Raw genomic sequence first — 25,687 nt, forward strand, 5'->3', positions numbered from 1 at the left:
GCCCGCGTGGAACTGCGGGGCGTGGGCGAAGACTAGGCCCCGTCCCGGCCCCCGTCCCTGTCCCTGTCTCGGTCCCGGTCTCGGTCCCGGTCGCGCTTCGGACCGCGCTCTCCGCCAGGCGCAGTCGCCGCGTCCGTTGCCTTGACCGGGCGGCTGCCCCGGGACCCGCCCGGCCGTACGCGGCGCAGCCATTCCACGTCACGTCCCCTGCGTACCGCGCCCGCCGCGAACTCACGTCCCGCGATACGTCCCAGATGCATCGCCATCGCGGGCGCCATCTCCACGCGGGCCATCAACAACCGCTGGTTGGCGACCGCTTCGGCCTGCCATCTGAGCTTGTGGGGCTCCGCGCCCCGCAGCAGATTGAGCGTGCCGCACCCCTTGGCGGCGGCGTGCCCCGCGGCGTGCCTCAGCAGCATCGTGGTGATGTCGACGTGCTGCGAACGCAGCCGTGGGTCGGCGCCGTAGAGATAGCCGCAGACCATGCCGCCGCCGACGAGCGTGATGTCCGCGGCGACGGCCTCGTCGTCGATCCGGTAGACGGTGATCGTGGCGTCGCCGCTCTCCGCCAACTGCTCGACCGTGCGTTCAAGGTGCGCGCGGAAGCGCGGGCGCAGATGCTCCCGCGTCACACCGCGACCCTGCCACTGCATCTCGTGCAGGCGCAGCAGGGTTCGTACGGCCTCCCCGGCCTCCGTCGGCAGGACGTCGTGCTCCTTGATCCCCAACTTGTCGATCTTGCGCAGCTTCTGGCGGGTGCGTTTGGCGCCGGCCACCGGAAGCCGCTCCAGCAGCCCCTCCATGGGAACGCCGGGCAGCTCCAGGCATACGGAGTCCTTCAGCCGCCGGCGGACGCCGGGCCACGCGGCGTATACCTGCTCGGCCGCCGCGCCGGGGCGCACCTCGCGCAGATCGATCAGCGCCCCGCGGGACGCCCGGTGCAGTGCGGCCGACAGACACTCGGCGGCGTCGGGGAACTCGCCGTCGAGCAGCACGTCGGAGAAGTCGGTGATGCCGCCGCCGAGCGGCACCAGCGTGGGCAGCGGCCGGTGAACGAGCATCAGCGGCGCGGCAGCGACGAGCCTGCCGCCGCCGCGTACGACCACCACCCGCAGCCATCCCGCCCTTCCGTACGACTGCCACCAGGAGTGCAGCCAGGCATGCGACTGGAAGGTGGTGGCGCCGGGGCTGCGGCGTCTCAACTCCTCCCATTCGCGGGCCAGTTCGGCGAACTGCGCCGGGTCGCGGCAGACGGTCGCCGACGTCATCGCGTCTGCTCCGTTCCGTGACCGGCGCCCACGGGCTCACCCGACGCGGGTGCCGCGTCGTTCGCTGCCGGACCGGTGCCGGGCGCCGCCTGCGCGACGCCGCCGGTCGCCGGGACCGTCGCCGCGTCCGGGCGGCGGCGCGACTGCGGACGTACCAGCAGTACGAGCCCGCCGAGCAGCCCGCCCGCGCAGGCGCCGACGGCGACCGCGACCGCCGGGGACGGCGACACCGGCGTCGCCGGAGCCATGGCTTCGGAGAGCACAGTCAGCCGGGCACCGGTCCGCTTCACCGACGTCTTGGCCGTATGAGTGAGCGCCTTCGCCACGGAGTCGGCGTTCCTGGCCGCCTGTGACGCGCTGGAGGAGGTCGCGGTGATCTGCACCATGGGAGCGTCGGGGGAGGTGCTGGCCTGGATGCCGTCGCGGATCGTGCCCGGACGCAGATGGGCCCGCTTCTCCGCGTCGGCGAGGATCACCGGGTCCGTGGCGATCTTGCCGTAGGCCTGCGCGTAGCCGAGTGCCCCGGCCGCCTCCGAGCCGCCCGAGGGGGAGACGACCACATAGCTGACGGCGGAGTACTGCGCGGGCGTCATCGCCGAGTACACCCCGCCCCCACCCGCTCCGAGCACGAGGCAGAGCGGCAGCGGCCACCAGCTCATGCGGCGCAGCCCCGCCTTGAGGCGGTCGGACACCCGTCGTGCCGGGGTCGGCGTGGGCTCCGTGACGCGCGGACGGTTGCCGGGACGCGTGTGCGGCTTCGCGCTCGTGTCCGTGCCTGTACGTGTGGACGTGCTCGTGCCCATGTCTGTGCCTGTGCTTCGGCTTGGGCTTGGGCGGGCGCTCGTGTCCGCCCCCGCCCCCGCCCCCGCGCTCGTGCGTGGGCGTGCGGTCTTGCTTGCGGGTGTGCTCGCGGGTGTGCTGGTCCGCGTGGGCGTCTGTCCCCGACTGCCGTTTCCCGTAAGGGAGTTGGTGCGCAGGGGAGCCGTCCTGGTGAAGGCCGCCGTCTTGCTGCTGGTGCCGATACGGGTGCCGTGGTCGCCGGGGTCCGTGGTCGGTACCGGGCTCCGGGGCGTGCTTGTGCTCGCCGGGGACTCGGCCGTGGCGTCGGTGTCCTTCCCCGCACCACCGGTGTCCTTCCCCGCACCAGCGGCGTCCGGCTTCGGCTCCGGTGCCTTCTCAGCCGGCGCTGCCTTCTCGTCCGGGGCCGCCGTCTTGTCAGGCACCGGTGCCGGTGCGGTGGCCGTGCCCGTGGCCGACGACGGTGGCGGTTCGGCCTGTTCGCCTCCCTTCGTGGCCTCCGTCGTCTTCGCGGTCTCGCTCTCCTCGGGGACCGCGGAGCCGCCGTCGGACTTCGACGAGCGGGCTTCGCGCCTGGACTGCTTCGTACGCGCCGAGCCGCCCTCGGCGGGGGACTTGGCCGATCCCTGTGCGGCTTTGGGCATGGCAGGACTCACCTCGATGTCAGGGGTAGGGACGCCGGCGCCGGTACGGAGGTCGCCGTGTGCGGCGCCGGTGCGGGCAGTTGCGGAGCACCCGTGGCGGCGCGGTAGACGGCCATCAGCCGTTCCGCGCTGCGGGCGATGTCGTAGTGGTCGACGACGGGCGGTACGGGCAGCCGTACGGGCCCGGCCTTCTGGAACTCGCAGAGACGCGCGGTGAGTTCGGGCACGCCGGTGCCGATGCGGCGCGCACCGGGCGCCTCCGCCGAGGGCAGATCGTCGATCGCCGGGCAAGTGACGTGCAGCGTCGGCAGACCGGCCGCGAGGGCCTCCAGCACGGCCAGCCCGAACGACTCCTCGGACGACGGCGAGACGAACACGTCCATCGCGGACAGCAGTTCGGGGATCTCGACCGCGCCTGCCGTCCCCGAGGCGACCGTCCCGTCGCACTCGCCGAGCATGTGCACCCGGTCGAGCGCGCCGAGCGACGAGGCGATGGCGTGGAGCGTCTCTCGCTCGGGGCCGTCGCCCGCCAGCAGCAGCCGCGCGTCGGGCAGTACGGCCACGGCCCGTACGAGCGTCTCGAAGTGCTTGCCCGGCACCAGCCGCCCCACCCCGCCCACGACGAACGTGTCGGCCGGGATGCCGAGCCGGGCACGCGTGGCCGCACGGGCGACGGGGTCGAAGCGGAAGCGGCGGGCGTCGATGCCGTTGGGCACGGTGTGCACCCGCGACGCGGGCACGCCCCACTTCCGCAGCCGCTGCGCAACCGTGTCCGAGACGGCGATGGTCGCGCACCCGAGGCGTTCGGAGGCGAGATACATCGCGCGGACGCCGACGCTGAGGGGTCTGCCCTCGATCGAGTCGTCACCGAGTGAGTGCTCGGTGGCGACCACCGCGCGTACCCCGGCGAGGCGTGCGGCCAGCCGCCCGTAGAGGCAGGCGCGGTAGAGGTGGGTGTGTACGAGGTCGTAGCGGCCCTCGCGCAGGAGGTGGACCAGCAGCGGCATGACCGTCGCGTCGAGGTTGCCGGTCATGCCGAGATGAGTGACGCGGTGGCCGTCGGCGAGGATTCCATGGGCCACCGACCCGGGTGCGGTCAGGGTGAACACGTCGCAGCGCGCCGGGAGATGGCGGAGCATCAGCCGTAGCTGCTGCTCGGCACCTCCGACGCCGAGCCCTGTGATGATGTGCGCGACTTTCATCGACGGCCGCCGCCCGTCTCGCTGCCGACGGCGTCAGGGCCCTCCCCGGCTGCGGGACGTGCGTCCCGCGCACGTGTCGGTTTGCGCGTCCCGGACTTCCGATCTCCGGGCTGCTGAGTCTCCGGCTTCTGCGTTCCCGGCCGCTGGGGCGTTCGCTGCTGAGTCGTCGGTTCTGCCGGGAGGGGCCTGCGGCGCAGTGGGTTCAGCATCCGCTTCAGCAGCAGCCGCACGGAGGTGTCCGAGGCGTCGATGTGCACCCTCGGCAGCGCGAGCATGCAGGTCAGCGCGCCCGGATCGATGGCGCACGCATAGTCGTAGCCCGCGGTGCGTACGGCCTCGATCGCGCGGGAGTCGACCGTTCCGTACGGATAGCAGAAGCCCTGAGGGGCGGTGCCGGTGATGTCGGCGAGCAGGGTGCGGCTGTGCCTGGTCTCGCGTTCCAGGGTGGAGTCGTCGGCGGTCGTCAGATCGGTGTGCGTCAGACCGTGCGAGCCGATCTCCATGCCCTCGGCGGCTGCCGTGCGGATGCCGTCGGCCGTCAACAGAGGCTTGCGCGGGCCGAGTTCGTCCCAGGCGTTGTCGCCGCCGAGGCGGCCCGGCAGTACGAACACGGTCGCCGTGCATCCGTGGCGCCGCAGCAGCGGCAGCGCGCTGTCGACGAAGTCCGCGTAACCGTCGTCGAAGGTCAGCCCCACCAGTCCGGCGCCTCGTCCGGCGGCCCGTGCCCGCATCAGCTCGCCGACGCTCACGCCCGTAAGGCCCCGGTCGCGCAGCCAGCGAAGCTGCCGGTCGAGGCGGTGCGGGGAGACGGTGATCCGGTACGGGTCGTCGGTGCACCCGGAGACCGAGTGGTACATCAGCACCCAGGGGGGCCGTCGGCGCCGAGTGCCCACACGGGCCGTGGCGGTCGCGGTCAACGGCCCGCGTGCGGAGGCCGGAACGGGCAAGCGGAGCTGGGGAGCCGGCAGCGGCGGAGCCGGGACGCGCGCATCGAACTCGGCGGAGGCGGCGGCCGCGGCAGACGGAGCGGGCGCGACGGTTACGGCAGAGGGAGTGGACTCGGCGGACTCAGCGGACATGAGCGAACCTTCGTTTGACGGTGGCGACTAGCTGAGGCATCTCGGGGGCGCGTACGAGGTGAGCCACGGACGCGAAGACGACGAGCACGGCCACGCCGCCCGCCATGGCACCGGTCAGCGGATGCGCGACGAGCCGGGCGGCGCCCCAGCCCGCGGCGGCGGCGACGACGGCGGCCAGCAGCAGCCGCGCCAGCCCGGCCGCCACGCGGCGCACATCGATGGCGACGACGCGGGCACCGAGGCCGTGCAGCAGGAGCAGCGCGGTGGTGAGGATTCCGGCGGCGTTGGCCGCGGCGATCCCATGGACGCCCCAGGGGCGCACCGCGACGGCGCCCGCCGCCACGGTCACGAGGAGGCCCACGCCCATCGCCGCCGCCGGGTACCAGGGGGGCCGGTTACCGGAGAAGAACGGGCGCACCAGCGCACCCACCAGGCTGTGACCCAGCAGGCCGCAGCAGTAGACACGCATCACGGACGCCGTGTCGGCGGTGTCGCCGGCATCGAACTCGCCGCGCTGGAAGAGCAGTTGGATGAGCTGGGGCGCGCAGGCCGTGACGTATGCGGCGCCGAGCAGCACGACGATGCCGACCAGAGCCAGATCGCGTTCGACGCGCAGCCGGGCACGCTCACGGTCGCCGTCGGCCATGGCACGCGCGACGACGGGAAAGGTCACCGTGCACACCATGAGCGAGAGAACCATCGGCATCTGCGCGACCTTCTGTGCGTAGTTGAGGTGCGAGATGGCTCCGGCGGGCAGCGGTGAGGCCAGATAGCGCTCGAAGAGCACCTGCGCCTGGCGGCTGACGGCGAAGGTGACGACCGGTGCGAGCACGCCCATGCCGAGCAGCGCGATGCGGCCGCTGTGGGGGCCGGGGGCGGCGGCCGCGCCGGGGCCCTGGGAGGGGGCGAGACCGGACGCGTCGGCGGGGGCGGGGAGTTCGGCGGTCGTGCCGGACGGTGAGTGCGCGGGGGGCACTGCCGACGTGGAGGCCGTGGTGGGCGTGGTGGGCGCGGCGGGTGCCGGGCTCGGTGCCGTCTCCACCGCCGTCTCCGCCGCCGCTTCCGCGGGCGCGCTCACGGAGACCTTCGCGGGCACCTTCGAGGTCACGTTCGCGTGGACCTTGGCGCCTGCGGCGGGCGCCCGGCGCGTACGTGACGGCAACTGCCGGATGAACGACGGGAGTTGAACGACGACCATCAAGCCGCCGCCCACCGCGACCCCTACGGCGGCAGCACGTACGCCCCACAGCGTGTGCCCCGCGAACATCACCGCGATGATCGCCGCGTTGTAGGCGACATAGATCGCCGCGGGCGCCACGAAGCGCCGGTGCGCGCGGAGCGCTGCGCTGAAGTAGCCAGCCACCCCGAACGTCACCACGGTCAGCGACGTAAGACGCATGCAGTCGACGGCCGTTCCGGAGTCCGGCAGCCCCGGCGCCAGCACCCGTACGAGAAGCGGCGCCGCGAGCAGCATCAGGGCGGCGATGCAGGTGAGGCCCAGCAGCAGCCTCGGCAGGGTCCGCCGCACCACGTCCCTGACCGGGTCGAAGGGCCGGGCGTCCACGCCGTCCGCTGCCCTGCCGTCCGTGCCGACCGCGCCGTTCTCCGTAGGGGACGGCCCTGCCGCGCGCCGCGCCAGCGCCAGGCTGAACGCGGGGACGAGGATCAGCGCCATCGCGTCCTCGATGAGCAGCGTGGCCGCCAGTTCGGGCACGGTCCACGCGACGAGGAAGGCGTCGGTGTCGGCGTCGGCGCCGAAGAGGCTGGCGATCGTCTGGTCGCGCAGCAGGCCGAAGAACGCCCCTGCGGCGGTCAGCGCGGCGGTGATCACGGCCGCCCGCGCGAGGAACCTGCCAAGCAGCGGCGGCGAAGCGCCCTCGCCGCCGCGTACTTCGCCCGTCGCTTGCGCGGGCGGCGGCAATGCGTCCCGGGTGGTGCTGCGGGAGGCGTGCGTGTCCGTCATCGAGCCGATGCCTCTGCCTTGTCGTCGACGGCGGCGTACACGTAGGAGGAGGACCGCGCATAGCGGGAGGAGGACCGGTCGGCCGAAGGGGAAGCCAGCGCCCACCAGGTGACCGCGCCGAGCACGACCGCGGTCAGCACGGTCGACGGCCCGCCGATGTCGGCGTAGAGGAAGTCGACGGCCTGCCAGACCAGCAGCCCGGCCGCGACCAGCCCGCAGTCATGGGAGCCGGGGGCCTCGCGGTCGCCCGCGGCCCGGCCGCCGTACTCGCGGTGCCGCTGCTCCTGGCGTGCCCGGTGCGCCGAGTGGAGCCTCCGCAGCCCGCTCACCAGCAGCACGCTTCCGCCGCCCACCAGCGCCACGATCCCCACGAGGCCCTGCTCGCTGAGGACGAGCAGATACATGTTGTGCGGCGAGAGCAGCGGCTCCTTCTGGAACTCCAGGCCCGCGCCCGCCGTGTCGCTCCCCGAGGAGAGCCCGAGCGAGGCGTGGCCGTCGCGGTGCGCGGCGAAGTTCTTCGGGCCGACGCCCGAGACCGGAGAGTCCTGCCAGATGCCGGTCGCCGCCGACCAGAGCGCGTAGCGGTCGGTCACCGAGCGGTCCGGGGCGGAGTTGACGTCGACGATGCTGGTCAGTCGCTCCTCGACCATCTTCGAGCCGATCCCGAACCCGCCGACGGCCACCACCGAGGCGGCGGCCAGCGCCAGCAGCACGGCGACGCCCCGGCGCACCCCGGCCAGCAGCAGCACCGTCGTACAGGCGACCGCCGTGGCGATCCAAGCGCCACGGCTGTACGAGAGGACCAGCGGAGGCACGAGCGCCCCGGCGCAGCACATCGCGGTGACGCGCTGTCGCCGCGAGCTGTCGGCCGGGTCCGCGAGGCAGAGCGCGAAGGCCGCCACGAGACCGAGGGAGACGACCGTCGACATGCCCATCACGTCCAGCGGCCCGAAGGTGCCGACGGCGCGTACGTTCTTCCCCATGTACGAGGCGCCCGTGCCCGTCAGGTTCTGTACGACGCCGACGGTCCCCTGCACCAGCGCCAGCAGGATCACCGACCAGCACAGCACCCTGAAGTCCCTTGTGCCGCGCAGCAGAAGCAGCACCGCAGCCGGGATCAGCACGAAGATCTGAAGACAGCGGACGAAGCCCGGCAGGCTCGTCCAGGGGTCGGCGGACGCGGCGGTCGCCACCGCGAAGGCGGCAGTCGGCGCCCCGAGCACCACTGCCGCCTTTGGTGTCAACCGACCGCCGCGTCCGCGCAGCAGCCTCACCAGGCACCACACCACCAGCACCATGGAGGCCGCGTCTGCGGCAGTGATCTTTCCCGAGGTGGTCACATCGCCGGTGCGCACCGGCGCACAGAGGACGAGCACGGTGGCCACCGCCGGTGCCATGGGCGCCCAGCGCCGCCAGTACGGCAGCAGGCCGGCCGCTCCCTTCGTGCCGAGGGCGAACTCCCGCCGGCCCGGGGCGGGTCCGCCTTCCGTACCGGCCGTACCCGGACCGGCGCCCGTGCCGCCCGCGGGGGCGTCCCCGCGCGGCGGCCGGCGGCTCTCCGGAAGTGCGACCGTCACTGGAGATCACCGTCCTTCGAGGCGGAAGAAGGAGGTCACCGTGCGGAACATGATCCGTACGTCCTGCCACAGCGACCACGTCTCGATGTAGTGGTTGTCGAAGCGCGCCCGGTCCTCGATCGAGGTGTTGCCGCGCAGCCCGTGCACCTGCGCGAGGCCGGTGATGCCGACGGGGGAGCGGTGCCGCTCGGCGTAGCCGGGCAGCTCCTCGCTGAACTGCTGCACGAAGTACGGGCGTTCGGGACGCGGTCCCACGAGGCTCATGTCGCCGCGCAGCACGTTCCACAGCTGCGGCAGCTCGTCCAGCGACGTGCGGCGCAGCAGCCTGCCCACCGCGCTCATGCGCTCGTCGCCCGCGACGCTCCACAGCGTCGCCGATTCCTTCTCGTCCGCGGGCCGCAGCGTGCGGAACTTCAGCAAGGTGAACGGGCCGCCGCCCAGGCCCACCCGTTCCTGACGGAAGATCACCCCCGGCCCGTCCGAGAGCCGTACGGCCAGCGCGCACAGCGCCAGCAGCGGCGCCGCGACGACGAGCGCCGGTACGACCAGCGCCAGATCCAGCAGACGCTTGCGCCAGCTCCAGCCGGTGCCGGGGCACTCCAGGGACAGCCGCCTGCATGAGAAGCCCCACACATGGGACGGGCCGCCCTCGTGCGTTCCGTGTACGCCCACCGCGCAGCCGGGCCTCACGAGCCAGCCGGTCACGCCGCGTTCGCCCAACGCCCTTGCCAGCAGGGCGTTCTGGGGTTCCTCCCAGGGGGAGCGCAGGAAGACCGCGTCCCGGACGGTGTTCTGGATGACGGCCCTGGTCACGTCCTCCAGCACTACGACCACGGGCAGCGGGGCGTCGTCGCGCTTGTCGTCGCCGGTGTCCGCGTCGGCGGAGGGGCCGCCGTCGAGGCCGTCGTCCGTGTCAGTCGAGCCGACGAGATCGACGTAGCCCACGGGACGCAGTCCGTAGCGGGGGTGTTCGGAGAAGACACCGGCGACGGTACGGGCCAGCCGTCCGTTGCCGACGACGAGCGCGGGGCGTGGTCTCCGCCGCGCCCTCGCCCGCCGCAGGCCGTGCACGAGGGAGCGGGCCACGCCTGTGAGCGCCGAGTTCGCGGCGATCGCCGCGAGCAGGACGATCCACGTCAGTGCCGACGGCCGGTCGAGGGCCGCGAGGAGAGCGGCGCCCACGCACCAGACCACGGCGGCACGTGCGGCGACGGCCGGGAGTTCGTCGAGCGCGTAGGTCCGAAGGCCCGGACGGTACAACCCGGCCTGGGCGTTGAGCGCGAGGGCGCCGCCCACGACGGGCCCCAGCAGCAGCGCGTCGGCGTGTGCGCCGCCGGCGCCCGCGACTACGGCTGCCACGACGGCCGCGCCCGATGCCGCATCGGCGACGGCGAGCGCCGCCGCACCACGGTGGCGCAGACGGAGCAGATTGCGGCGCCTGCGCAGCGTGCCCACGGGCGCAGGTACGTTCCGGTCGGCTGCCTGCGGAGACCGCAGGGCGACACCGCCCTCGGCCGTCCCGGAGGCCGGGCCGACCACAGGCGCGGGCCCCGATTCCGTGTCCGGCCGGGTCGCCACGCGTGCGCCACGGGCTCCTTCTTCTCTGCTGTCCGTCGTCATCGCGCCGCCCGCCCTGTGCCGAACCGGACGCGGGTGTCGAGCAGTTCGCGGTAGAGCCGAGTGACGGACGCCGCCGTCCGCCGTACGTCGAAGTCGGCACGTACGTGCTTGCGCGCGGCCTCGCCCAGGAAGTCCCTCAGCTCCGGCTCACGCAGCAGATGTGTGACCGCTCCGGCGAGGGCGCGTGGATCTTCGGGCGGCACCAGGGACGTCTCCTGCTGTCCGGGCGGCAGGCACTCGCGAGCCCCGCCCACATCGGTGACGACTACCGGCCGGCCGCAGGCCATCGCTTCGAGCGGCGTGAGCGCCATCCCCTCCCAGCGGGACGGCAGTACGACCAGATCGGCCGCCGCGTACCAGCGGCCGACCTCGTCGCTCGCACCGGCGAACAGCACCCGCCGGGGGGCCGACCCGCTCAGCTCCCGCCGGTCGGGCCCGTCTCCCACGAGCACCAGCCAGGCCCCCGGCACCTCCTCCGCGATGTGCCGCCAGGCGTCCAGCAGGACCCGCTGGCCCTTCTGCCTGCACAGCCGCCCTACGCACACCACGAGCGCCGCGTCCGAGGGGACTCCGCTCAGCAGGGTCAACTCCCGCCGCGCGGCTGCCCGTTCGCATGGCTCGGCCTCCGGTACGCCGTTGTGGATCACGGACCACCTCGCCGCGATCCCGGCGCCCTCTCCCGTGCGGCGCTCCGCCTCGCTCACGCACAGGACCCGGTCCGTCCAGCGCGCCGCCCGGCGCTCCCATGCGCGGGCGAGGCGTGCGGTGGCGCCTTCGACGGCCTCGAAGGACCAGGCGTGCGGCTGGTACACGGTGGGCACCGCGCCGCGCAGTGCCAGCCTCGCGGCGAGCCCCGCCTTGGCGCTGTGCGCGTGTACGACATCGGGGCGTACGCGCCGGACCAGCCGCCCGGCACGCAGGGTCTCGGCCGCGATGTGCGGGCCCAACTCCCTTACGGCGGGCCATCGTTCCACCTGGGCGCCCGCCGCCGCGGCCTGCCGCGGGAGGCTTCCGCCCTCCGGGCAGGCCACTACGGCACGGGTGCTCTCCCGCATCTGGGCCCCGGCCAGTTCGGCAACGACCCTCGCCACCCCGCCCTCGACCGGTTGTGCCAGATGCAGGACCGTGAGCCGGCCTGTCTCTTCTCTACGCTGCGAATGCACCCGGACGTCTCCTCAACGTCGCTGCCGTACAGGCTTGTCGGCGGAAGGGAATGCTGGGGGATCTGGGTATCTGGGAACTGCCGGGAATCAGCGGCGGGCGTCGACCTCCGCGTGTAGCGCACCGAGCAGATAGTCGTCGCCGCCGGAGGCGAAGCGGAATTGGAGGCGGTTGCCTCCGGAACGGAGCGCTTCCCGTGCGTCGAATACGTCGGAGTCGTATCCGAGCGTGTTCCGGTGCGCGGGAACGCGCCCGGCGACCTCACGTCCGAGGTCGGTGATCGTCGAATTGAACAAGTCGTCACGGGAGTTCGCCGAATTCGAGATCCGGGTGCCCGCACGCTTGTCGGCGGACAGCGTGAGCGATTCGCCTCCCACGCCCCGGTCGCCGTCGTATCCGACGACACCCACCGAACCCCCGGCGCCCGAGGGGAAGTTCATCGCACGCGACGCCACGGGCATTCCGCCGGAATGCCGCTCCGACGCCGCGAGCCCGTCCCAGACGCTCAGATGACGCAGCGGCGCCTTCTTGTCCTCGTAGGCCACGACCAGCGTCCAGCCGCCCCACGCGCCGGCCTTGGAACGGCCCATCGCCACATTGAGCTGCGCCACCGTGTACACGCCGGGGCCGCTTCTGCGCACCAGCGGCGTCACGTTCGCCGAGGCCTGGTAGGCGTCCGCCCCGTCGTCGCGGCGGTGGGTGCGTACCGTGTCCGCTTTGACCGCGCGGTACGAGCCGCGCGGCTCGGACATCAGCACCCTGCCGTTGTCCTTGGCCGGTTTCACCTCGCCCACGCGGAGGTTGCCGCCCCAGTAGAGCCGCGCGTAGGAGACCTCGGAGTTCTTCGGCAGGCGCAGTCTCGCGCGGGTCGAGTTGTAGGTGTCCGGGTCGCGGTCGACGTCGGAGTAGAACATGTCGTAGCCGTCGTTGCGGCCCGCACCGCCGCTCTGGGCCGAGCCGCACGAGGCGGCGTCAGCGCCCGTCTTCCGGCAGGTGATCGAGGCGTTCGCGGCCGTCGCGATCCCCCCGTGACGCGTCGAGTGATAGCGCTCCTGGAGCGCCTGGCCCGTCTTCTGCGGCGCGGGGTCCGGCGCCGACGAGGGGTTCGGCGCCGGCGTCGCCTGCGGGGAAAGCGACACTGTCGCTGCCGCGCATAGCACCGCGCAGCTCAGGCCGCGTGCCGCTGATTTCCTGATGCCCACCATTGATGACTCCGTCTCCCGTCACGAAACAGAGCGACCTTTACAAAGGCGGTCGTTGAAGTTCCGGTGGCGCGCCGGTCATCTTTACCTTTTCACTGACTAGCGGGCACTCAATGGAGCGCATGCAGCCGAACAGGCCACCGAGCCGGCCCGGACGAATGCTCGGTTAAGGTCGGCCGTATGTCGCTCACATTCGAGACGGACCCGTCCATCACTGCTCAACTACGCGACGGGCTGTGCGCGTTGTGGGCGGCCGTGACCAATGCGGACGGTGCCGTCGGCTTCGTGCCGCCTATCACAGAGGAGGAGATACGGCCCGACCTGCTCGCACATCTGGCCTCCGTCGACGCGGGCCGTACGCGCATGCTCATCGGCCGCGACGGGGACGGCACGATCGTCGCGGGCGCCTTTCTCGCCCTCAACGCACACCGGCTCAAGCGCCACTGGTGCTCGGTCTACACGGTGATGGTGCACCCCCTCGCTCCAGGGCAACGGCCACGGAAGGGAACTGATGGCCGAGGTCGAGAAGGTGGCGAGAGGCATGGAGGGCATCACGGCGCTGCGGCTCACCTGCCGGGGCGGGCTCGGTCTGGAGCGGTTCTACGCCGGCTGCGGATACCGCGAGGTCGGGCGGCTGCCGGGGGCGATCAAGGTGGCCGACGGCGATCTACGGGACGACGTCACGCTGTGGCTTCAGCTCACGTAGGGCGCCGGCGGTCGCGGCCGGGGCTCCTCCCGCTCCTCCCGTACGGTCCGCTTCTCCCGTACGGTCCGCTCCTCCCGTACGGCCCGGCCGAAGCGCGGCACGGGCATGGGCGAAGGGGCCGGGAAGATCGCCCGCGGCGCTGTGTTTGACTTGACGGAGCGCGACGCGCAGTCCGCGCACGCCGCGCGTCAGGGCCCGGAGCCGCACCGCGGCCCGCTGCCCCCGAATCACCGAGAAGTCCGGAGAAGACCCCCGTGAGCAGCAAGTCGCACGCAACGCTCCGCTACACCGCCATGCGCGCCGGCGTCTTCGCCGGCTGCCTCGTCGTCGTCGCGGTCCTCGCGTACACCGGGATCATCCCCGAGGGCATCGGCAGCTCCAACCCGCTGTGGGTCGTGCTGCTGGCGCTCGTGGTCTCGGCGCCGATCAGCTTCGTGCTGCTGCGCAAGCAGCGCGACGCGATGTCCGAGCAGATCGCGGACGGAGTCGGCCGCGCGAAGGAGCGGTTGACGGCGAATCAGAGCCAGGAGGACGGCGTCGCGTAGCGCCGGATCGGCAGACGGCCGAAGCCATACGCGAACACTGCGGCCCTGTGTCCGTTCTGTTGATGTATGCGAATCCTGTACGGATTCGGGGCGGCACGTAAGGCTCGTCACATTCTCCTGACACTCCGCCGGGAATGAGCGGTGCCCGGCGGCACGTTGTCGGTGCTCGTAAGCCCGTGGCGGAAACTCCTTTCCGGGAAGCGAATGCCACTGCCGAGCCATCGAGCGGGAGTTTGACGTGCCGTCGTCCGCAGAAACCCCGGAGCCCTCCGGAAACTCCGAGTCCCCCAGAAGCCCGAAGTCCTCCGTGGCGCCGAAGGCCCCCGATGCCACTGAGCCGCCCGGCACGGCCTCGACGCCGTCCGGCACGGCGGAACGTACGACGAAGCCTCAAGGCCGAGGCCGCATACCGAAGGTCCCCTTCTGGGCGCAGATCCTGGCGGGACTAGTCCTCGGCGTACTGCTGGGCCGGCTCGTCCGCGACGGCGACGTCGCATGGCTCGGGGCCGCGCTCACCAAGACCGGCGAGATCTTCGTGCAGTTGCTCAAGCTCGCCGTCGGGCCGCTCGTCTTCTTCGCGATCATGGTCTCGATCACGAACCTGCGGAACGTGCACAACGCGGCCCGCCTCGCGACGCGCACCCTGCTGTGGTTCATGGCCACCTCGCTGATCGCCGTGGCCATCGGGCTCCTCATCGGGCTCGTCACCGACCCCGGTTCGGGCACGGGACTCTCGGGCGACGACGCGGCCAAGCCCGAGGAGTCCGGCTCCTGGCTGGACTTCCTCACCGGGATCATCCCGACCGACGTCATCACGCCCTTCACCGAACTCCAGGTGCTCCAGATCGTCTTCATGGCGGCCGTCGCCGGAGTCGCCGCCCTCAAGCTCGGCGAGAAGGCGGCGCCGCTGCTCTCCGTCGGCGAGGCCGTGCTCGCCCTGCTCCAGAAGGCGCTGTGGTGGATCATCCGCCTCGCGCCGATCGGCACGGTGGGCCTCATCGGCACCGCGATCAAGGACTACGGCTGGGACCTCGTCGGCAAGTACGCCACGTTCACCGCCGACGTCTACATCGGCTGCGCTCTCGTACTCTTCGGCGTCTATCCGCTGCTGCTGGCCACCGTCGCGAAGGTCGACCCGCTCCAGTTCTTCCGCGGCGCCTGGCCCGCGATCCAACTGGCCTTCGTCTCCCGCTCGTCCGTGGGCACCATGCCCCTCACCCAGAAGGTCACCGAACGGCTCGGGGTGCCGCGTGAGTACGCCTCGTTCGCCGTGCCGTTCGGCTCGACGACGAAGATGGACGGCTGCGCCTCGATCTACCCGGCGATCGCCGCCGTCTTCATCGGCGAGTTCTACGGCGTCGATCTGGGCCTGCGCGAGTACCTGCTGATCGTCTTCGTCTCCGTCATCGGCTCCGCCGCCACCGCGGGCCTCACGGGCGCCACGGTCATGCTCACGCTCACCCTCTCCACGCTGGGGCTGCCGCTGGCGGGCGTCGGCCTGCTGCTGGCGATCGACCCGATCCTGGACATGATCCGTACGGCCACGAACGTCGCCGGGCAGTCGGTGATCCCCGTACTGGTCTCGGCGCGGGAGCGGATTCTCGACCGCGACATGTACGCGAGCGCCCGTGGGGCAGAGTTGGACGCTTTCGAGCCTGAGGTGCGGCCAGCCGCGGCGGCGTAGCCAACCTGAGGCATCGGCGGCTGCCCGGCTCGACCGATCGCGAGCCGTGGTCGGCTCCGGTCACGAGGGGCCGAACCCGGCCGTCATCGGTCGACCGGGGCCGCGCCGGCCCAAGCGCCGCATGATCACCGACGGACACGGAACCCCGCTGTCGCTGCGGCTGCTCACCCATGGCGGCTCAGTCGGCCTGCGTACCTTCGCGGTCTTCGAGCGCGGTGATGGCGGAGGCGGTCAGGCTGTGGATGATGTGGCCGCGCATGAGCTGGGCTGCCTCGGCAGCCTGGCCGGCCTTGATGAGTTCAACGAGGTCGTGATGCTCCTGGAGGTCCCGCGTACGCGGTTCGTCGCCGGGCGGAAGTTCGAGGCCGAGGCGGCGGTAGCGGTCGGACTTGTCCCACAGGTCGTCCAGGAGGCGGATGAGAACGTCGTTGTGGGAGGCACGGTACAGCGCCTGATGAAAAGCGCGATGGGCGGTGAGCGCATCCTCGCCCCACTGGCGCGTGACGGGGAGCAGGTTGTCGACCGCGGCTTGCATAGCGGAGATGTCCTCGGGAGTGCGCCGTGTCGCGGCGAGTTCGGCTGCTGTGGGATCCAGCGAGAGTCGTACCTCGAACAGTTGCCGCGCCTCCTCGGAGTTCATCGATGAGACCCGGACGTCGCGGTGGGTCTCGACGTCGACCAGCCCCTCGCTGCTGAGCCGCCTGATGGCCTCGCGTAGGGGCGTGATGCTCATGTTGAGAGAGCCGGCTAGTTCGTACTGGGCCAACCGTGAACCGGCCGGGATGGCGCCGGAGAGGATCTGGCGACGGAGCTCCGTGTAGGCAAGATCGCTCTTGCTGAGGAAAAGGTTCGTGCCTTCCATCGCCCCTGCGAATCCTTCCCGACGTCGTAGCCCTTGACAGCGCCTCTCGGCCGTCTCACCCTAACATTCTCGCAACTTATAAGATATGAGAAAGGCCCCACGTGAAGATCACTGCTGTCTACGAAGGCACCGTCCCGATCAGCTCCTCAATCCGGAACGCCTGGATCGACTTCAGCGCGATGGACTGCTCGATAGTGGCGATCGTCAGCGACGTCATCCGTGACGGAAGGCCCGTCGTGGGTTACGGCTTCAACTCCAACGGCCGCTACAGCGCGGGGGAGATCCTGCGCCGGCGCATCCTGCCGCGGCTGATGGACGCCGAGCCCCGCAGCCTGCTGGACGAGCAGGGCGGACTCGATCCCGCCAGGGCATGGGAGATCATGCTGCGCAACGAGAAGCCCGGCGGACACGGGGAACGTTCGGTCGCGGTCGGTGTGGTGGACATGGCGCTGTTCGACCTCGCTTCCAAGATCGCGGACAAGCCGCTGTACCGGTGGCTGTCGGACCGCTACGGCGACGGCGAGCCCGACGACTCGGTCTTCGTCTACGCCGCTGGTGGCTACTACGCCCCGGGCAAGTCCCTGCGTGATCTGCAAGACGAGATCCGCGGCTTCCTCGACCTGGGCTACGACGTGGTCAAGATGAAGATCGGCGGAGCCGACCTGGCGGAGGACCTGCGGCGCATCGAGGCCGTCATCGACGTCCTGGACGGGGACGGGTCCCGCCTCGCCGTCGATGTCAACGGCCGCTTCGACCTGGCCACCGCGCTGGAATACGGACGGGCGATCGAGCCCTACGGCCTCTTCTGGTACGAGGAGATCGGCGACCCACTGGACTACCGCCTCAACGCCGTGGTCGCCGAGAACTACTCCGGCCGGATCGCCACCGGCGAGAACCTCTTCTCCCTCCAGGACGCCCGCAACCTCATCCGTTACGGCGGCCTCCGCCCTGACCGGGACGTCATCCAGGTCGATCCCGCGCTGAGCTACGGCCTGGTGGAATACCTGCGCATCCAGGACATGCTGCGTCAGCACGGTTGGTCCTCACGCCGGTGCATCCCGCACGGCGGACACCAGTTCTCTCTGCACATCGCCGCCGCCCTCAAGCTCGGCGGCAACGAGTCCTATCCGGGCGAGTTCCAGCCCACCGGCGGCTTCGCCGACGACGCAGTCGTCGAGAAGAGCCAGAGCCAGGTCGGGCTCACCGACATCCCGGGGGTCGGCTTCGAAGGCAAGGCCGCCTTCTACAGGGTGCTGCGCGAGCTGCACACCTGACCGAATCGAGCCCAAGCCGCCCGAACCACCCAGGAGTTCAGGCCACCAGCGCACAACTGCATCCGCGCTCCGCACACATCACCCGAGACGGGGACTGCCTCTCGTCCCCTGCACTTCACAGGACAGGGATCTTCAGCGTCATCGCAAGGGAGCACAAACCATGACCTCCACCACCGTCTCCGACCGCCCGCAGCGGTCGCGGCTGAACCGACTCATCCGTGAGCTGTGGTTCCAGGTGGTGCTGGCAGCAGTCCTCGGGATCGCCGTCGGCATCGCAGCACCCGGCTTCGGAGAAGCCCTCAGCCCGCTCAACGACTGGTTCATCGCGCTGGTCAAGATGATCGTGATACCCGTCGTCTTCTGCGTGGTGACCACCGGCATCGCCTCCATGGACAACCTGCGCAAGGCGGGCCGGATCGGCGTGAAGGCGATCGGCTACTTCCTCGTGCTGTCGCTGGCATCGATGCTCATCGGCCTGGTCGTCGCGAACGTCTTCCAACCCGGGGCCGGGCTCAACGTCGACCCCTCGACGCTGAACACTGACGACGTCCCCAAGACCAGCCAACAACACGCCAGCTTCACCGGGTTCATCTCTTCCCTGATCCCCACCTCACTGTTCGGCGCGATCACGGGGGACGCGATCCTGGCCGCCCTTCTGGTCTCGATCGTCTTCGGCATAGCGCTGAACATGGCCGGGGAGGAGGCGGCCCCACTGACCAACGGCATCCGCGCCCTCTCGGACGTGGTGTTCCGGATCGTCGGCTGGGTGATGCGGCTGGCTCCTGTGGGCACCTTCGGTGCCCTGGCCATGGTGGTCTCCACCTACGGTGCCGAGAGCCTGAAGCAACTCGCCTATCTCATCATCCTGTTCACCGCGACCTGCATCGTCTACGTCCTGGTGCTGCTGGGCGCCATCATGCGGGTCTGCGGTCTCGGACTGTTCGCTCTCATACGGTTCCTCAAGGCCGAACTGCTCGTAGCGCTCAGCACCTGCTCCAGCGAGGCCGTCCTGCCGCAGCTCGTACGCAAACTGGAGACCCTCGGCATCGGTCGGCCGGTGGTCGGCATCGTCATCCCCTCCGGCTTCTCCTTCAACCTTGACGGCTCAGCGGTCTACCTGACGATGGCCTCGATGTTCATGGCCCAGGCCGTCGGCATCGATCTGTCCTGGCAACAACAGCTGGTCATGGTGGGGGTCATGATGCTCACCAGCAAGGGCACTGCCGGCATCGCCGGCGGCGCGTTCATCGTTCTCGCCAGCACCGTCACCGCAGTCGGCCACATCCCCCTGGCCGCCCTGTCACTGATCGTCGGGATCGATCGCATCCTCAACGAGGGCCGGGTCTTCATCAACGTCCTCGGCAACGCCATCGCCACCATCGTGATCGGCAAGTGGGAGAACGACTTCGACAGCACCAAAGCCCGCTCCATGCTCTATCCCAAGAAGACGCCCGCGTCGTCGGAAACAGCCGATGGAACCAAGGTCGCCGCCGGCGCCTGACCGAACCGGCTCTCCAACGACTTCGGAGACCCTGCGCGGTCTCTGAGGATCACCACGGGCGCCGCACTTCTCCGCTCTACAGCGCGCGAAGCGGCCTCGTTCCGCACAAGAGAACGGAGTGAGTACTCACTCGGCCTTGACGGAGTGAGTACTCACTCCGTACTTTCGGGGTATGACCGAGACGCGATCCACCCGGCGCCGGGCGCCGGGGATGAGCCCTGAGCAGCGGCGGGAGACGATCATCAAGGCGGCGATCCCGCTGATCGCCGAGTACGGCGCCGCCGTGACGACCAGCAAGATCGCACGTGCCGCGGGAATCGGCGAGGCCACGATCTTCCGTGTCTTCGCGGACAAGGAGGAACTCTTGAACGCCTGCGTGGCCGAGGCCGTACACCCCGATCATGCGATACGCGAGCTGATGTCCATCCCGCTCGACCAGCCTCTCGCCGAGCGCTTGTCCGAGGCGGCCCAAGCGCTACAGGCTCATCTGGCACGGATGGGCGCGGTGGCCGGAGCGCTCTACGCCTCCGGGCACTTCCGCCGGGACCGGGGCGGTGAGCCTCCTCGCGGTGCGAGCCGGGAGGAGTCCATGGCCCGTACTCGTAGCGCCGTGGCCGAACTTCTGGAGCCCGACAAGGACAACCTGCGGCTGCCCGCCGAGCAGATCGCGGCGATCTTCCTCGGGCTGCTGTTCACGCAGCCCCGAGGGGAGGAGGAACCGCAGCTCTCCGCACAGGAGTTGGTGGAGGTCTTCCTGAACGGCGCGCTCTCCACCCCGGCGGGAACCGCCTGACGGCCGCGTCCCCGCCCCGAACGAATGACAGCAAGTCCGGTGCCCCGGCGGCGCTTTGTGCCGCCGGGGCACCGGTGCGTCGGCGTACCGTCCCGCCCCCGATCCTCAACCCGCCGCCGGACAGGCGTAGTCGGGGGCGCGCGGCGCTGCTCACGGGCCGGACCGTACGGGACCGACACCGGGCCCGGACCGGGACCTGGACCCGGTCCTGATTCGGAGAGAATGCGAGGTTCATTACCCGCCCGGGATGTTCCGCATTGGGTGAAGTGCGCGGTGGGGCCGGTGAGTCGGCCGAAATTAGACCGCCCTATGAATCGATAACGCCCTTCCGCAGGTGGAAGTGCGTGTTAACTGTGCCGCCGGGTCTGCGAGTTGCGCTCCCGTCCCGACCTGGGACGACGAGTGGTATGGCCTGAAAACAGTGAACAATTCAGACGGAGTATGCAATGGCAGTTCAAGATGGAAGCAGCGGGACGCTTTCATCCGGCACAGTCAGAACCGCGGTGCCGGCACGCCTGGACAGGCTGCCTTGGTCGCGCTGGCACTGGATGATCGTGATCGGACTCGGCACGGTCTGGATCCTCGACGGAATGGAGGTCACCCTCGTCGGCAACATCGCCGGCCGCCTGTCCGAGTCCGGGAGCGGGCTCGACATCACCTCGGCGCAGGTCACGGGGCTGGGCGCCGCGCTGTACGTGGCGGGGGCGTGTCTCGGCGCGCTGTATTTCGGCTGGCTGACCGACCGTTACGGACGGAAGAAGCTCTTTCTCATCACGCTCGCCGTGTATCTCGCGGCGACCGCGCTGACGGCTCTGTCGTTCGACAGCTGGTGGTTCTTCCTCTGCCGCTTCGTCACGGGCTTCGGCATCGGCGGCGAGTACGCGGCCATCAACTCCGCGATCGACGAGCTGATTCCCTCGAAGTACCGGGGCCGCGTCGACCTCATGATCAACGGAAGCTTCTGGCTGGGAGCCGCGGCGGGCGCCATGCTCTCGATCCCGTTCCTCGACACCGGCATCTTCGCGAAGGACGTCGGCTGGCGTCTGACCTTCGCCTTCGGCGTCTTCCTCGGCCTGGTGATCCTGCTGGTGCGCCGGAACGTGCCGGAGAGTCCGCGATGGTTGTTCATCCACGGAAGGGGTGACGAGGCCGAAGCCATCGTCAAGGACGCGGAGGCGCGCTGCGTCGCTCAGCACGGGGAGGGCTGCCTGCCCGAGCCGTCCGGTGAGATCGTCATCAATCAGCGGCAGTCGATCGGTTTCGGGATGATCGCGAAGACGGTCTTCTCCAAGTACCGCTCCCGCGCATTCCTCGGGCTTTCCCTCTTCGTCGGCCAGGCGTTTCTGTACAACGCCGTGACCTTCGGATTCGGGGCGATTCTCGCGGCGTTCTACGACGTGCCCGCCGGATCGACGGGTTATTACTTCGTGGCCATCGCGATCGGAAATCTCCTCGGGCCCATTCTCCTCGGGCCGCTCTTCGACACCGTGGGCCGCAAGATAATGATCGCCGGCACCTACATCGGGTCCGGCGCCCTGCTGTTCGGCACCGCCGCGCTCTTCTCCAGCGGCGTCCTCTCGGCGACGACGCTGACGGTGTGCTGGAGCGTGGTGCTCTTCTTCGCCTCCGCCGGTGCCAGCTCGGCCTACCTCACGGTCAGCGAGATCTTCCCGATGGAGACCCGTGCCATGGCCATCGCGTTCTTCTACGCGCTGGGCACGGCCGTCGGCGGTATCAGCGGCCCGCTGATCTTCGCCGAGCTGACGGAGAACGGCGTACTCGCCGACACGACGCTCGCGTTCAACATCGGCGCCGGGCTGATGTGCGCCGCCGGTGTGGTCGCGGCGTTCCTGGCGGTCCCGGCCGAGGGCCGCTCGCTGGAGGACATCGCCGCACCGCTCTCCGCGCAGGAGACGTCGGCTCCGCCGGCTCAGCCGGCGAACTGATACGGCGGTCGGGCTCGTCGGCACGTGCCGGCCGGGACATGCTCAGGTGCCCTGGCCGGGATGCGGCGGCGAGTCCGGCGGTCGAGGCGGGCGTGCGGCCGGGAGCCGCATACGAATCGACCGGGGGCGCGTCTCGCCCCCGGCCACCCTCACTTCGCACGCTTCTGGCTCCCCGGCCTGCTGCCGCCCGCCGCTCATGACGATCGTTCATGACGAAGACCCCCGATATCCGGTGCCGTGCGGGGCTGCCGGATATCGGGGGTCTTCGCGTCCTCTGGCCTTGGGAGCCTTCGCGTCTTCGGGCTTCGCGTCTTCGGGCTTCGCGTCTTCGGGCTTCGCGTCTTGGGACCTCGCGGTCGGCGGGGGCTACTCCGCCTCGCCCGCCTCTCCCTCCGGGTGGACCTGGCCGCGGGCCGAGATGACGCGGCTGATGAGGTGCTCGTAGACCATCGCGCCGATGACGCCGCCGATGAGCGGGCCGATGATGGGGATCCACCAGTAGCTGCTGAACCAGTCGAAGTTGCCTGGGAAGGCGATGGCCCCCCATCCCTCGAAGAAGGTGAAGAGGCGGGGGCCGAGGTCGCGGGCCGGGTTGATGGCGTACCCGGCGTTCGTGCCGTAGGTGAGGCCGATCGCGACGACGACGAGGCCGATGAGGAAGGGCCCCATGTTCGACATCGGCGCCTTGTTGCTCATGTCGATCAGCGCGCAGACGAGCAGCAGCAGGAAGGCGGTGCCGACGATCTGGTCGAGGAAGGGGCCCCACCAGGAGTCCCCGAAGTACTCGGCGGGGAACGTCGCGAAGATGGAGAAGGTCGGCAGGGACTTCTCGCGTCCCGTGCCCTCCTTGGCGTTGAAGGCGTCGATCGCCCAGTGGTACGTGGCGTAGACGAGGGCGGCGGCGATGAAGGCGCCGACGAGCTGTGCCGCCCAGTACGGGAGCACCTTGCGCCAGGGGAAGTGACCGCGTACCGCGAAGCCGAGCGTCACAGCCGGGTTGATGTGGGCGCCGCTGATGCCTCCCGCGACGTACACGCCGAACACGACCGCGAGTCCCCATCCCCAGGAGATGATCAGCCAGTTCGCGGGCCCGAAGTCGCCGGTCTGGCGTCCCGAGCCGGAGAGTCCGACGACGGCCACGGCCACCGAGCCGCAGCCGATCAGAATGAGGACGAAGGTGCCCAGGAATTCGGCGATCAGCTCGCCGCCGATTCCAGTCCTGTAACCGAGTCGGCGTGGACTGCTCTTCGTGTGTTGCTCAGCCATCGGCTCTCCTTGGTCGATCGGAACAGCCCTCCCTCCCCCTCTCCGAAACCGTAAGCAGGGCCGCGGAGACCGCAGCGGGCCTGCGGGCGCGTCACTGTGTTTGTCCACCCGATGGCGTACGGGCGTGCCGTTGCAGGCGTCCGATCAGGAATTTGGCCGGGAAGAGGGCGAGCCAGAACCATTTCGCGGCCGTCGGGGAGGCGAATGCGAGAGGGACCGTGGCGCCGAACACGAACACCGTGGACGCCAGGTCGACGGCGTCGAGCCGGCGGAGGCGGAGGGCGTCGCCCGAGGCGGTTCCGAGGCGCCGGTGCGAGGTGAGCAGCAGCGCCAGATGTACGCCGTTGAGCGCGGAGACGTTGAGGCCGTAGACGGCGACGGCCTGGGGCTGGTCGCTGTACTCGGCGAGCAGGGCGGTGGGGAAGGGAAGCAGTGCCGTGAAGCCGAGGCCGAGCAGTGTGAGGGCGGTGACCCTGCCGTCGATCGAGGGGAAGGCCGCCAGGATGCGACGGTGGTCGAGCCAGAACTCAGAGATGACCGCGAAGCTCAGCGCATAGGCGGCGATATGGGGGAGCGTCAGATGGAGTGACTCGCGGAAAGCCTCGGTGCTCAGGCCGCGTCTGACGGTGATGTCGAGCACCAGCAGCGTCATGGCGATGGAGAAGACGTTGTCGGAGAGGCTCTCCAGGCGTTCGGGCCCGCCGCCGGTACGGGGAGGGGCCGTTGTGTGGTCCACGTGCCGGATGGTAGAGGTGCGCCGGTACGGCCGGATTCATCCCGCGCCCGGGACCCGCGGAATCCGTACGGCGGGGCGGCGGCGGGCGCGGGGCTGAGCGTCTGTCACCCCGCTCGCCAGGTGCGTTGACGGAGGGTCCGCGTACGCTTACATCCGAGCATTCCGTGGGGAGACGGGGGAGATGACGCGGAGGGGCGTTCAGGTGGGGACCAAGGGGACGAGAAGCGGGGGGCGCCGGCGGATGCCGCGGGAGGTGCGCGAGCGGCAGATGCTGGACGCCGCCGTGGCGGGCTTCGCACGGCACGGCTATCAGGCGGCGTCGATGGACGACATAGCGGAGGAGGCGGGGGTCTCCAAGCCGCTGGTGTATCTGTATCTGAAGTCGAAGGAAGACCTGTTCACGGCGTGCATACGCAGGGAGCGGGCCGCGCTGGTCGCTGCCGTACGCGGCGGTGCGGGGGGGGGGGAGCCCCAGCCCGCCGACGCCGAGCAGCAGCTATGGCGGGGGCTGTGTGCCTTCTTCGCGCATACGGCGGCCAGGCCCGACGGGTGGTCGGTGCTGCACCGTGCCGATACGCAGGGCGAGCCCTTCGCCCGTGAGATCGCCGGAATGCGGGCGGAGATCACGGAGTTGGTGACGCTGCTGCTGGGCCGGGCGGCGGTCGACGCGGGCTGCGACGAGAAGTTCGCCGAGCGCGAGGTCTCCGGGCTGGCGCACGCCATGGTGGGGGCGGCCGAGTCGCTGGCGGTGTGGGCCAACTCCCGTACGGACGCGGTGCCTTCGCCCAAGGAGACCGCGGCGACGCTGATGAACTTCTGCTGGACGGGCATGGGGCAGATGATCAAGGGCGCTCGCTGGTCACCTCACCGGTGAGGTGCAGCCGCGGGCGGCCGGCCGTGGTCGCGCCGCCCGCGCCGCCGGCGCTGCCTCGGCTCGCGCTTCCGTCCGTGTCGCCGCCGCGGTCGTCACGACCGCGCAGCTCGAAGCGGTGTACGCGTACGGGGGCGCGGTAGCCGCCGGCGGAGGCCGTCGGCTCGTCCACGCAGAAGGCGACGGTCGACGGCAGCAGCACAGGAGCCTTGAACTCCGCGCGGGCGGTGAGCTGTTCGCTGCCCGCGGTGGCACCCGTACCGGCGAGGGCGCGGGCGAAGGTCCACATGCCGTGGGCGATATGGCGGGGGAAGCCGAAGAGCTTGGCGGTCAGCGGGTGCAGATGGATGGGGTTGCCGTCGCCGGAGGCGCGGGCGTAGCGGCGTCCGAGACCGGACGGCAGGTCCCAGTGCTCGCGGAGCGGCAGCGGTGGCGCGGGGTCTTCCGGAGGCCGGGTGCCGGGTTGTGCGTGCGTGTGGCTGTCCGTGTCCGCGTCCGCGTTCTTGGGGCGGTGGCGGCAGAGATAGTTGCTTCGCGAGTGCCAGACGAGCGCTCCTGCCAGCCGGACCTCGGTCACCACGTCGAAGCTGCTGCCGCGCCGGTGGGGCGTCGGGCCCTCCGCGTGTACGGAGATCTCCGGCCGGTCGCCCGGCCGCAGCGCCCGGTACTGGGTGAGTTCGATGCCGGTGTGTACGAGGCCGAGCACCGGGAACGGGAAGTCGGGCCTCGCCATCAGCTCCATCGCGAGCGGGAAGCCGAGGATGTGCGGATAGGTGGGCGGCACGGGGGAGCCGGCATCGCGGTTCGGTCCCGGTCCCGGTTCCGGGCCAGCTCTCGGCTCCGGTCCGATCCCCGGCCCTGGCCGCGCCCGCGTCGCCCGTCGCGCTCCCGTCGGCGAAGCCGCAGACACGCGCGTACGCACGCAGCCGCCTGGCGTCGATGCGTGCTTCGGGAAGCAGCAGCCGCTCCTCCGGCAGCCGCGCCCCGTC

At 70.7% G+C, this 25,687-nt stretch carries 19 protein-coding genes and 3 pseudogenes; 9 read left to right on the forward strand and 13 right to left on the reverse strand.

All coding sequences use genetic code 11. The features are described 5' to 3' along the window. Positions 1-32: 32 nt before the first annotated feature. The 9 genes and pseudogenes from MMA15_RS16480 to MMA15_RS16520 form a co-directional block, all read right to left on the reverse strand. A complete protein-coding gene (locus tag MMA15_RS16480) occupies positions 33-1,268 on the reverse strand; it encodes a GNAT family N-acetyltransferase (RefSeq protein WP_241060633.1) in 1,236 nt (411 codons plus the stop codon). Beyond that, entirely contained in the window at positions 1,265-2,710 is a 1,446-nt protein-coding gene (locus tag MMA15_RS16485) for a hypothetical protein (protein ID WP_241060635.1), read from the reverse strand. The genes MMA15_RS16480 and MMA15_RS16485 overlap by 4 nt, the downstream gene beginning before the upstream one ends. Positions 2,711-2,718: 8 nt before the next feature. After that, entirely contained in the window at positions 2,719-3,912 is a 1,194-nt protein-coding gene (locus MMA15_RS16490) for a glycosyltransferase (RefSeq protein ID WP_241060637.1), read from the reverse strand. A 176-nt stretch (positions 3,913-4,088) separates the two neighbouring features. Next, positions 4,089-4,769 (reverse strand): annotated as a pseudogene (locus MMA15_RS16495) (polysaccharide deacetylase family protein); the annotation flags it as partial. A gap of 211 nt (positions 4,770-4,980) precedes the next feature. After that, complete coding sequence (locus MMA15_RS16500; protein WP_241060639.1) at positions 4,981-6,954, reverse strand: lipid II flippase MurJ; 1,974 nt, start codon at positions 6,952-6,954, stop codon at positions 4,981-4,983. After that, positions 6,951-8,351 carry an O-antigen ligase family protein gene (locus tag MMA15_RS16505; protein WP_241063233.1) on the reverse strand — a complete coding sequence of 467 codons (1,401 nt, stop codon included), beginning with the start codon at positions 8,349-8,351 and terminating at the stop codon, positions 6,951-6,953. Before MMA15_RS16505 ends, MMA15_RS16500 begins: the two co-directional genes overlap by 4 nt. Before the next feature lie 186 nt (positions 8,352-8,537). Then, a complete protein-coding gene (locus MMA15_RS16510) occupies positions 8,538-10,151 on the reverse strand; it encodes an exopolysaccharide biosynthesis polyprenyl glycosylphosphotransferase (protein WP_241060642.1) in 1,614 nt (537 codons plus the stop codon). Further along, a complete protein-coding gene (locus tag MMA15_RS16515; protein ID WP_241060644.1) occupies positions 10,148-11,314 on the reverse strand; it encodes a glycosyltransferase family 4 protein in 1,167 nt (388 codons plus the stop codon). Before MMA15_RS16515 ends, MMA15_RS16510 begins: the two co-directional genes overlap by 4 nt. An 87-nt stretch (positions 11,315-11,401) precedes the next feature. Beyond that, positions 11,402-12,451: a DUF3344 domain-containing protein gene (locus MMA15_RS16520; RefSeq protein ID WP_241060646.1), complete on the reverse strand. Its 1,050-nt coding sequence runs from the start codon at positions 12,449-12,451 to the stop codon at positions 11,402-11,404. A gap of 243 nt (positions 12,452-12,694) precedes the next feature. Here MMA15_RS16520 and MMA15_RS16525 point away from each other — a divergent pair. The 4 genes and pseudogenes from MMA15_RS16525 to MMA15_RS16540 all read left to right on the forward strand — a co-directional run. Next, positions 12,695-13,220, forward strand: a pseudogene (locus tag MMA15_RS16525) (GNAT family N-acetyltransferase). Between the two features lie 254 nt (positions 13,221-13,474). Further along, entirely contained in the window at positions 13,475-13,765 is a 291-nt protein-coding gene (locus MMA15_RS16530; RefSeq protein WP_308290549.1) for a DUF4229 domain-containing protein, read from the forward strand. 406 nt (positions 13,766-14,171) lie between these two features. Continuing rightward, the gene (locus MMA15_RS16535) at positions 14,172-15,449 is read left to right on the forward strand and encodes a dicarboxylate/amino acid:cation symporter (protein WP_241063235.1); all 1,278 of its coding nucleotides are present in this window, start codon (positions 14,172-14,174) and stop codon (positions 15,447-15,449) included. 7 nt (positions 15,450-15,456) lie between these two features. After that, a pseudogene (locus MMA15_RS16540) lies at positions 15,457-15,624 on the forward strand (IS5/IS1182 family transposase); the annotation flags it as partial. 3 nt (positions 15,625-15,627) lie between these two features. On the opposite strand, the gene MMA15_RS16545 reads toward MMA15_RS16540, so the two are convergent. Beyond that, positions 15,628-16,311, reverse strand: coding sequence for a GntR family transcriptional regulator (locus tag MMA15_RS16545; protein WP_241060648.1), 684 nt, complete (start codon positions 16,309-16,311; stop codon positions 15,628-15,630). A gap of 101 nt (positions 16,312-16,412) precedes the next feature. Here MMA15_RS16545 and MMA15_RS16550 point away from each other — a divergent pair, with 101 nt between their 5' ends. From MMA15_RS16550 to MMA15_RS16565, 4 genes are all read left to right on the forward strand, one after another. Further along, positions 16,413-17,585: a mandelate racemase/muconate lactonizing enzyme family protein gene (locus MMA15_RS16550; RefSeq protein ID WP_241060650.1), complete on the forward strand. Its 1,173-nt coding sequence runs from the start codon at positions 16,413-16,415 to the stop codon at positions 17,583-17,585. A 160-nt stretch (positions 17,586-17,745) separates the two neighbouring features. Then, positions 17,746-19,086 carry a cation:dicarboxylate symporter family transporter gene (locus tag MMA15_RS16555; RefSeq protein ID WP_241060652.1) on the forward strand — a complete coding sequence of 447 codons (1,341 nt, stop codon included), beginning with the start codon at positions 17,746-17,748 and terminating at the stop codon, positions 19,084-19,086. Between the two features lie 172 nt (positions 19,087-19,258). Further along, positions 19,259-19,879 carry a TetR/AcrR family transcriptional regulator gene (locus tag MMA15_RS16560; protein ID WP_241060654.1) on the forward strand — a complete coding sequence of 207 codons (621 nt, stop codon included), beginning with the start codon at positions 19,259-19,261 and terminating at the stop codon, positions 19,877-19,879. A 446-nt stretch (positions 19,880-20,325) separates the two neighbouring features. Then, entirely contained in the window at positions 20,326-21,825 is a 1,500-nt protein-coding gene (locus tag MMA15_RS16565) for an MFS transporter (protein WP_241060656.1), read from the forward strand. A gap of 366 nt (positions 21,826-22,191) precedes the next feature. Here the strand turns inward: MMA15_RS16565 and MMA15_RS16570 are convergent, their stop codons facing one another. Beyond that, the gene (locus tag MMA15_RS16570) at positions 22,192-23,025 is read right to left on the reverse strand and encodes an MIP/aquaporin family protein (RefSeq protein ID WP_372498347.1); all 834 of its coding nucleotides are present in this window, start codon (positions 23,023-23,025) and stop codon (positions 22,192-22,194) included. Between the two features lie 157 nt (positions 23,026-23,182). Continuing rightward, positions 23,183-23,827, reverse strand: a complete 645-nt coding sequence (locus tag MMA15_RS16575; RefSeq protein ID WP_241060660.1) for a TMEM175 family protein — start codon at positions 23,825-23,827, stop codon at positions 23,183-23,185. Between the two features lie 241 nt (positions 23,828-24,068). Here MMA15_RS16575 and MMA15_RS16580 point away from each other — a divergent pair, with 241 nt between their 5' ends. Next, positions 24,069-24,701 (forward strand): TetR/AcrR family transcriptional regulator, encoded by a 633-nt coding sequence (locus MMA15_RS16580; RefSeq protein ID WP_241060662.1) that lies wholly within the window; start codon positions 24,069-24,071, stop codon positions 24,699-24,701. Here the strand turns inward: MMA15_RS16580 and MMA15_RS16585 are convergent. Next, positions 24,670-25,482 carry a MaoC family dehydratase gene (locus MMA15_RS16585; protein ID WP_241060663.1) on the reverse strand — a complete coding sequence of 271 codons (813 nt, stop codon included), beginning with the start codon at positions 25,480-25,482 and terminating at the stop codon, positions 24,670-24,672. The genes MMA15_RS16580 and MMA15_RS16585 overlap by 32 nt on opposite strands. Between the last annotated feature and the right edge of the window lie 205 nt (positions 25,483-25,687).

The sequence above is a fragment of the Streptomyces marispadix genome, from assembly GCF_022524345.1.
Lineage (GTDB): Bacteria > Actinomycetota > Actinomycetes > Streptomycetales > Streptomycetaceae > Streptomyces > Streptomyces marispadix.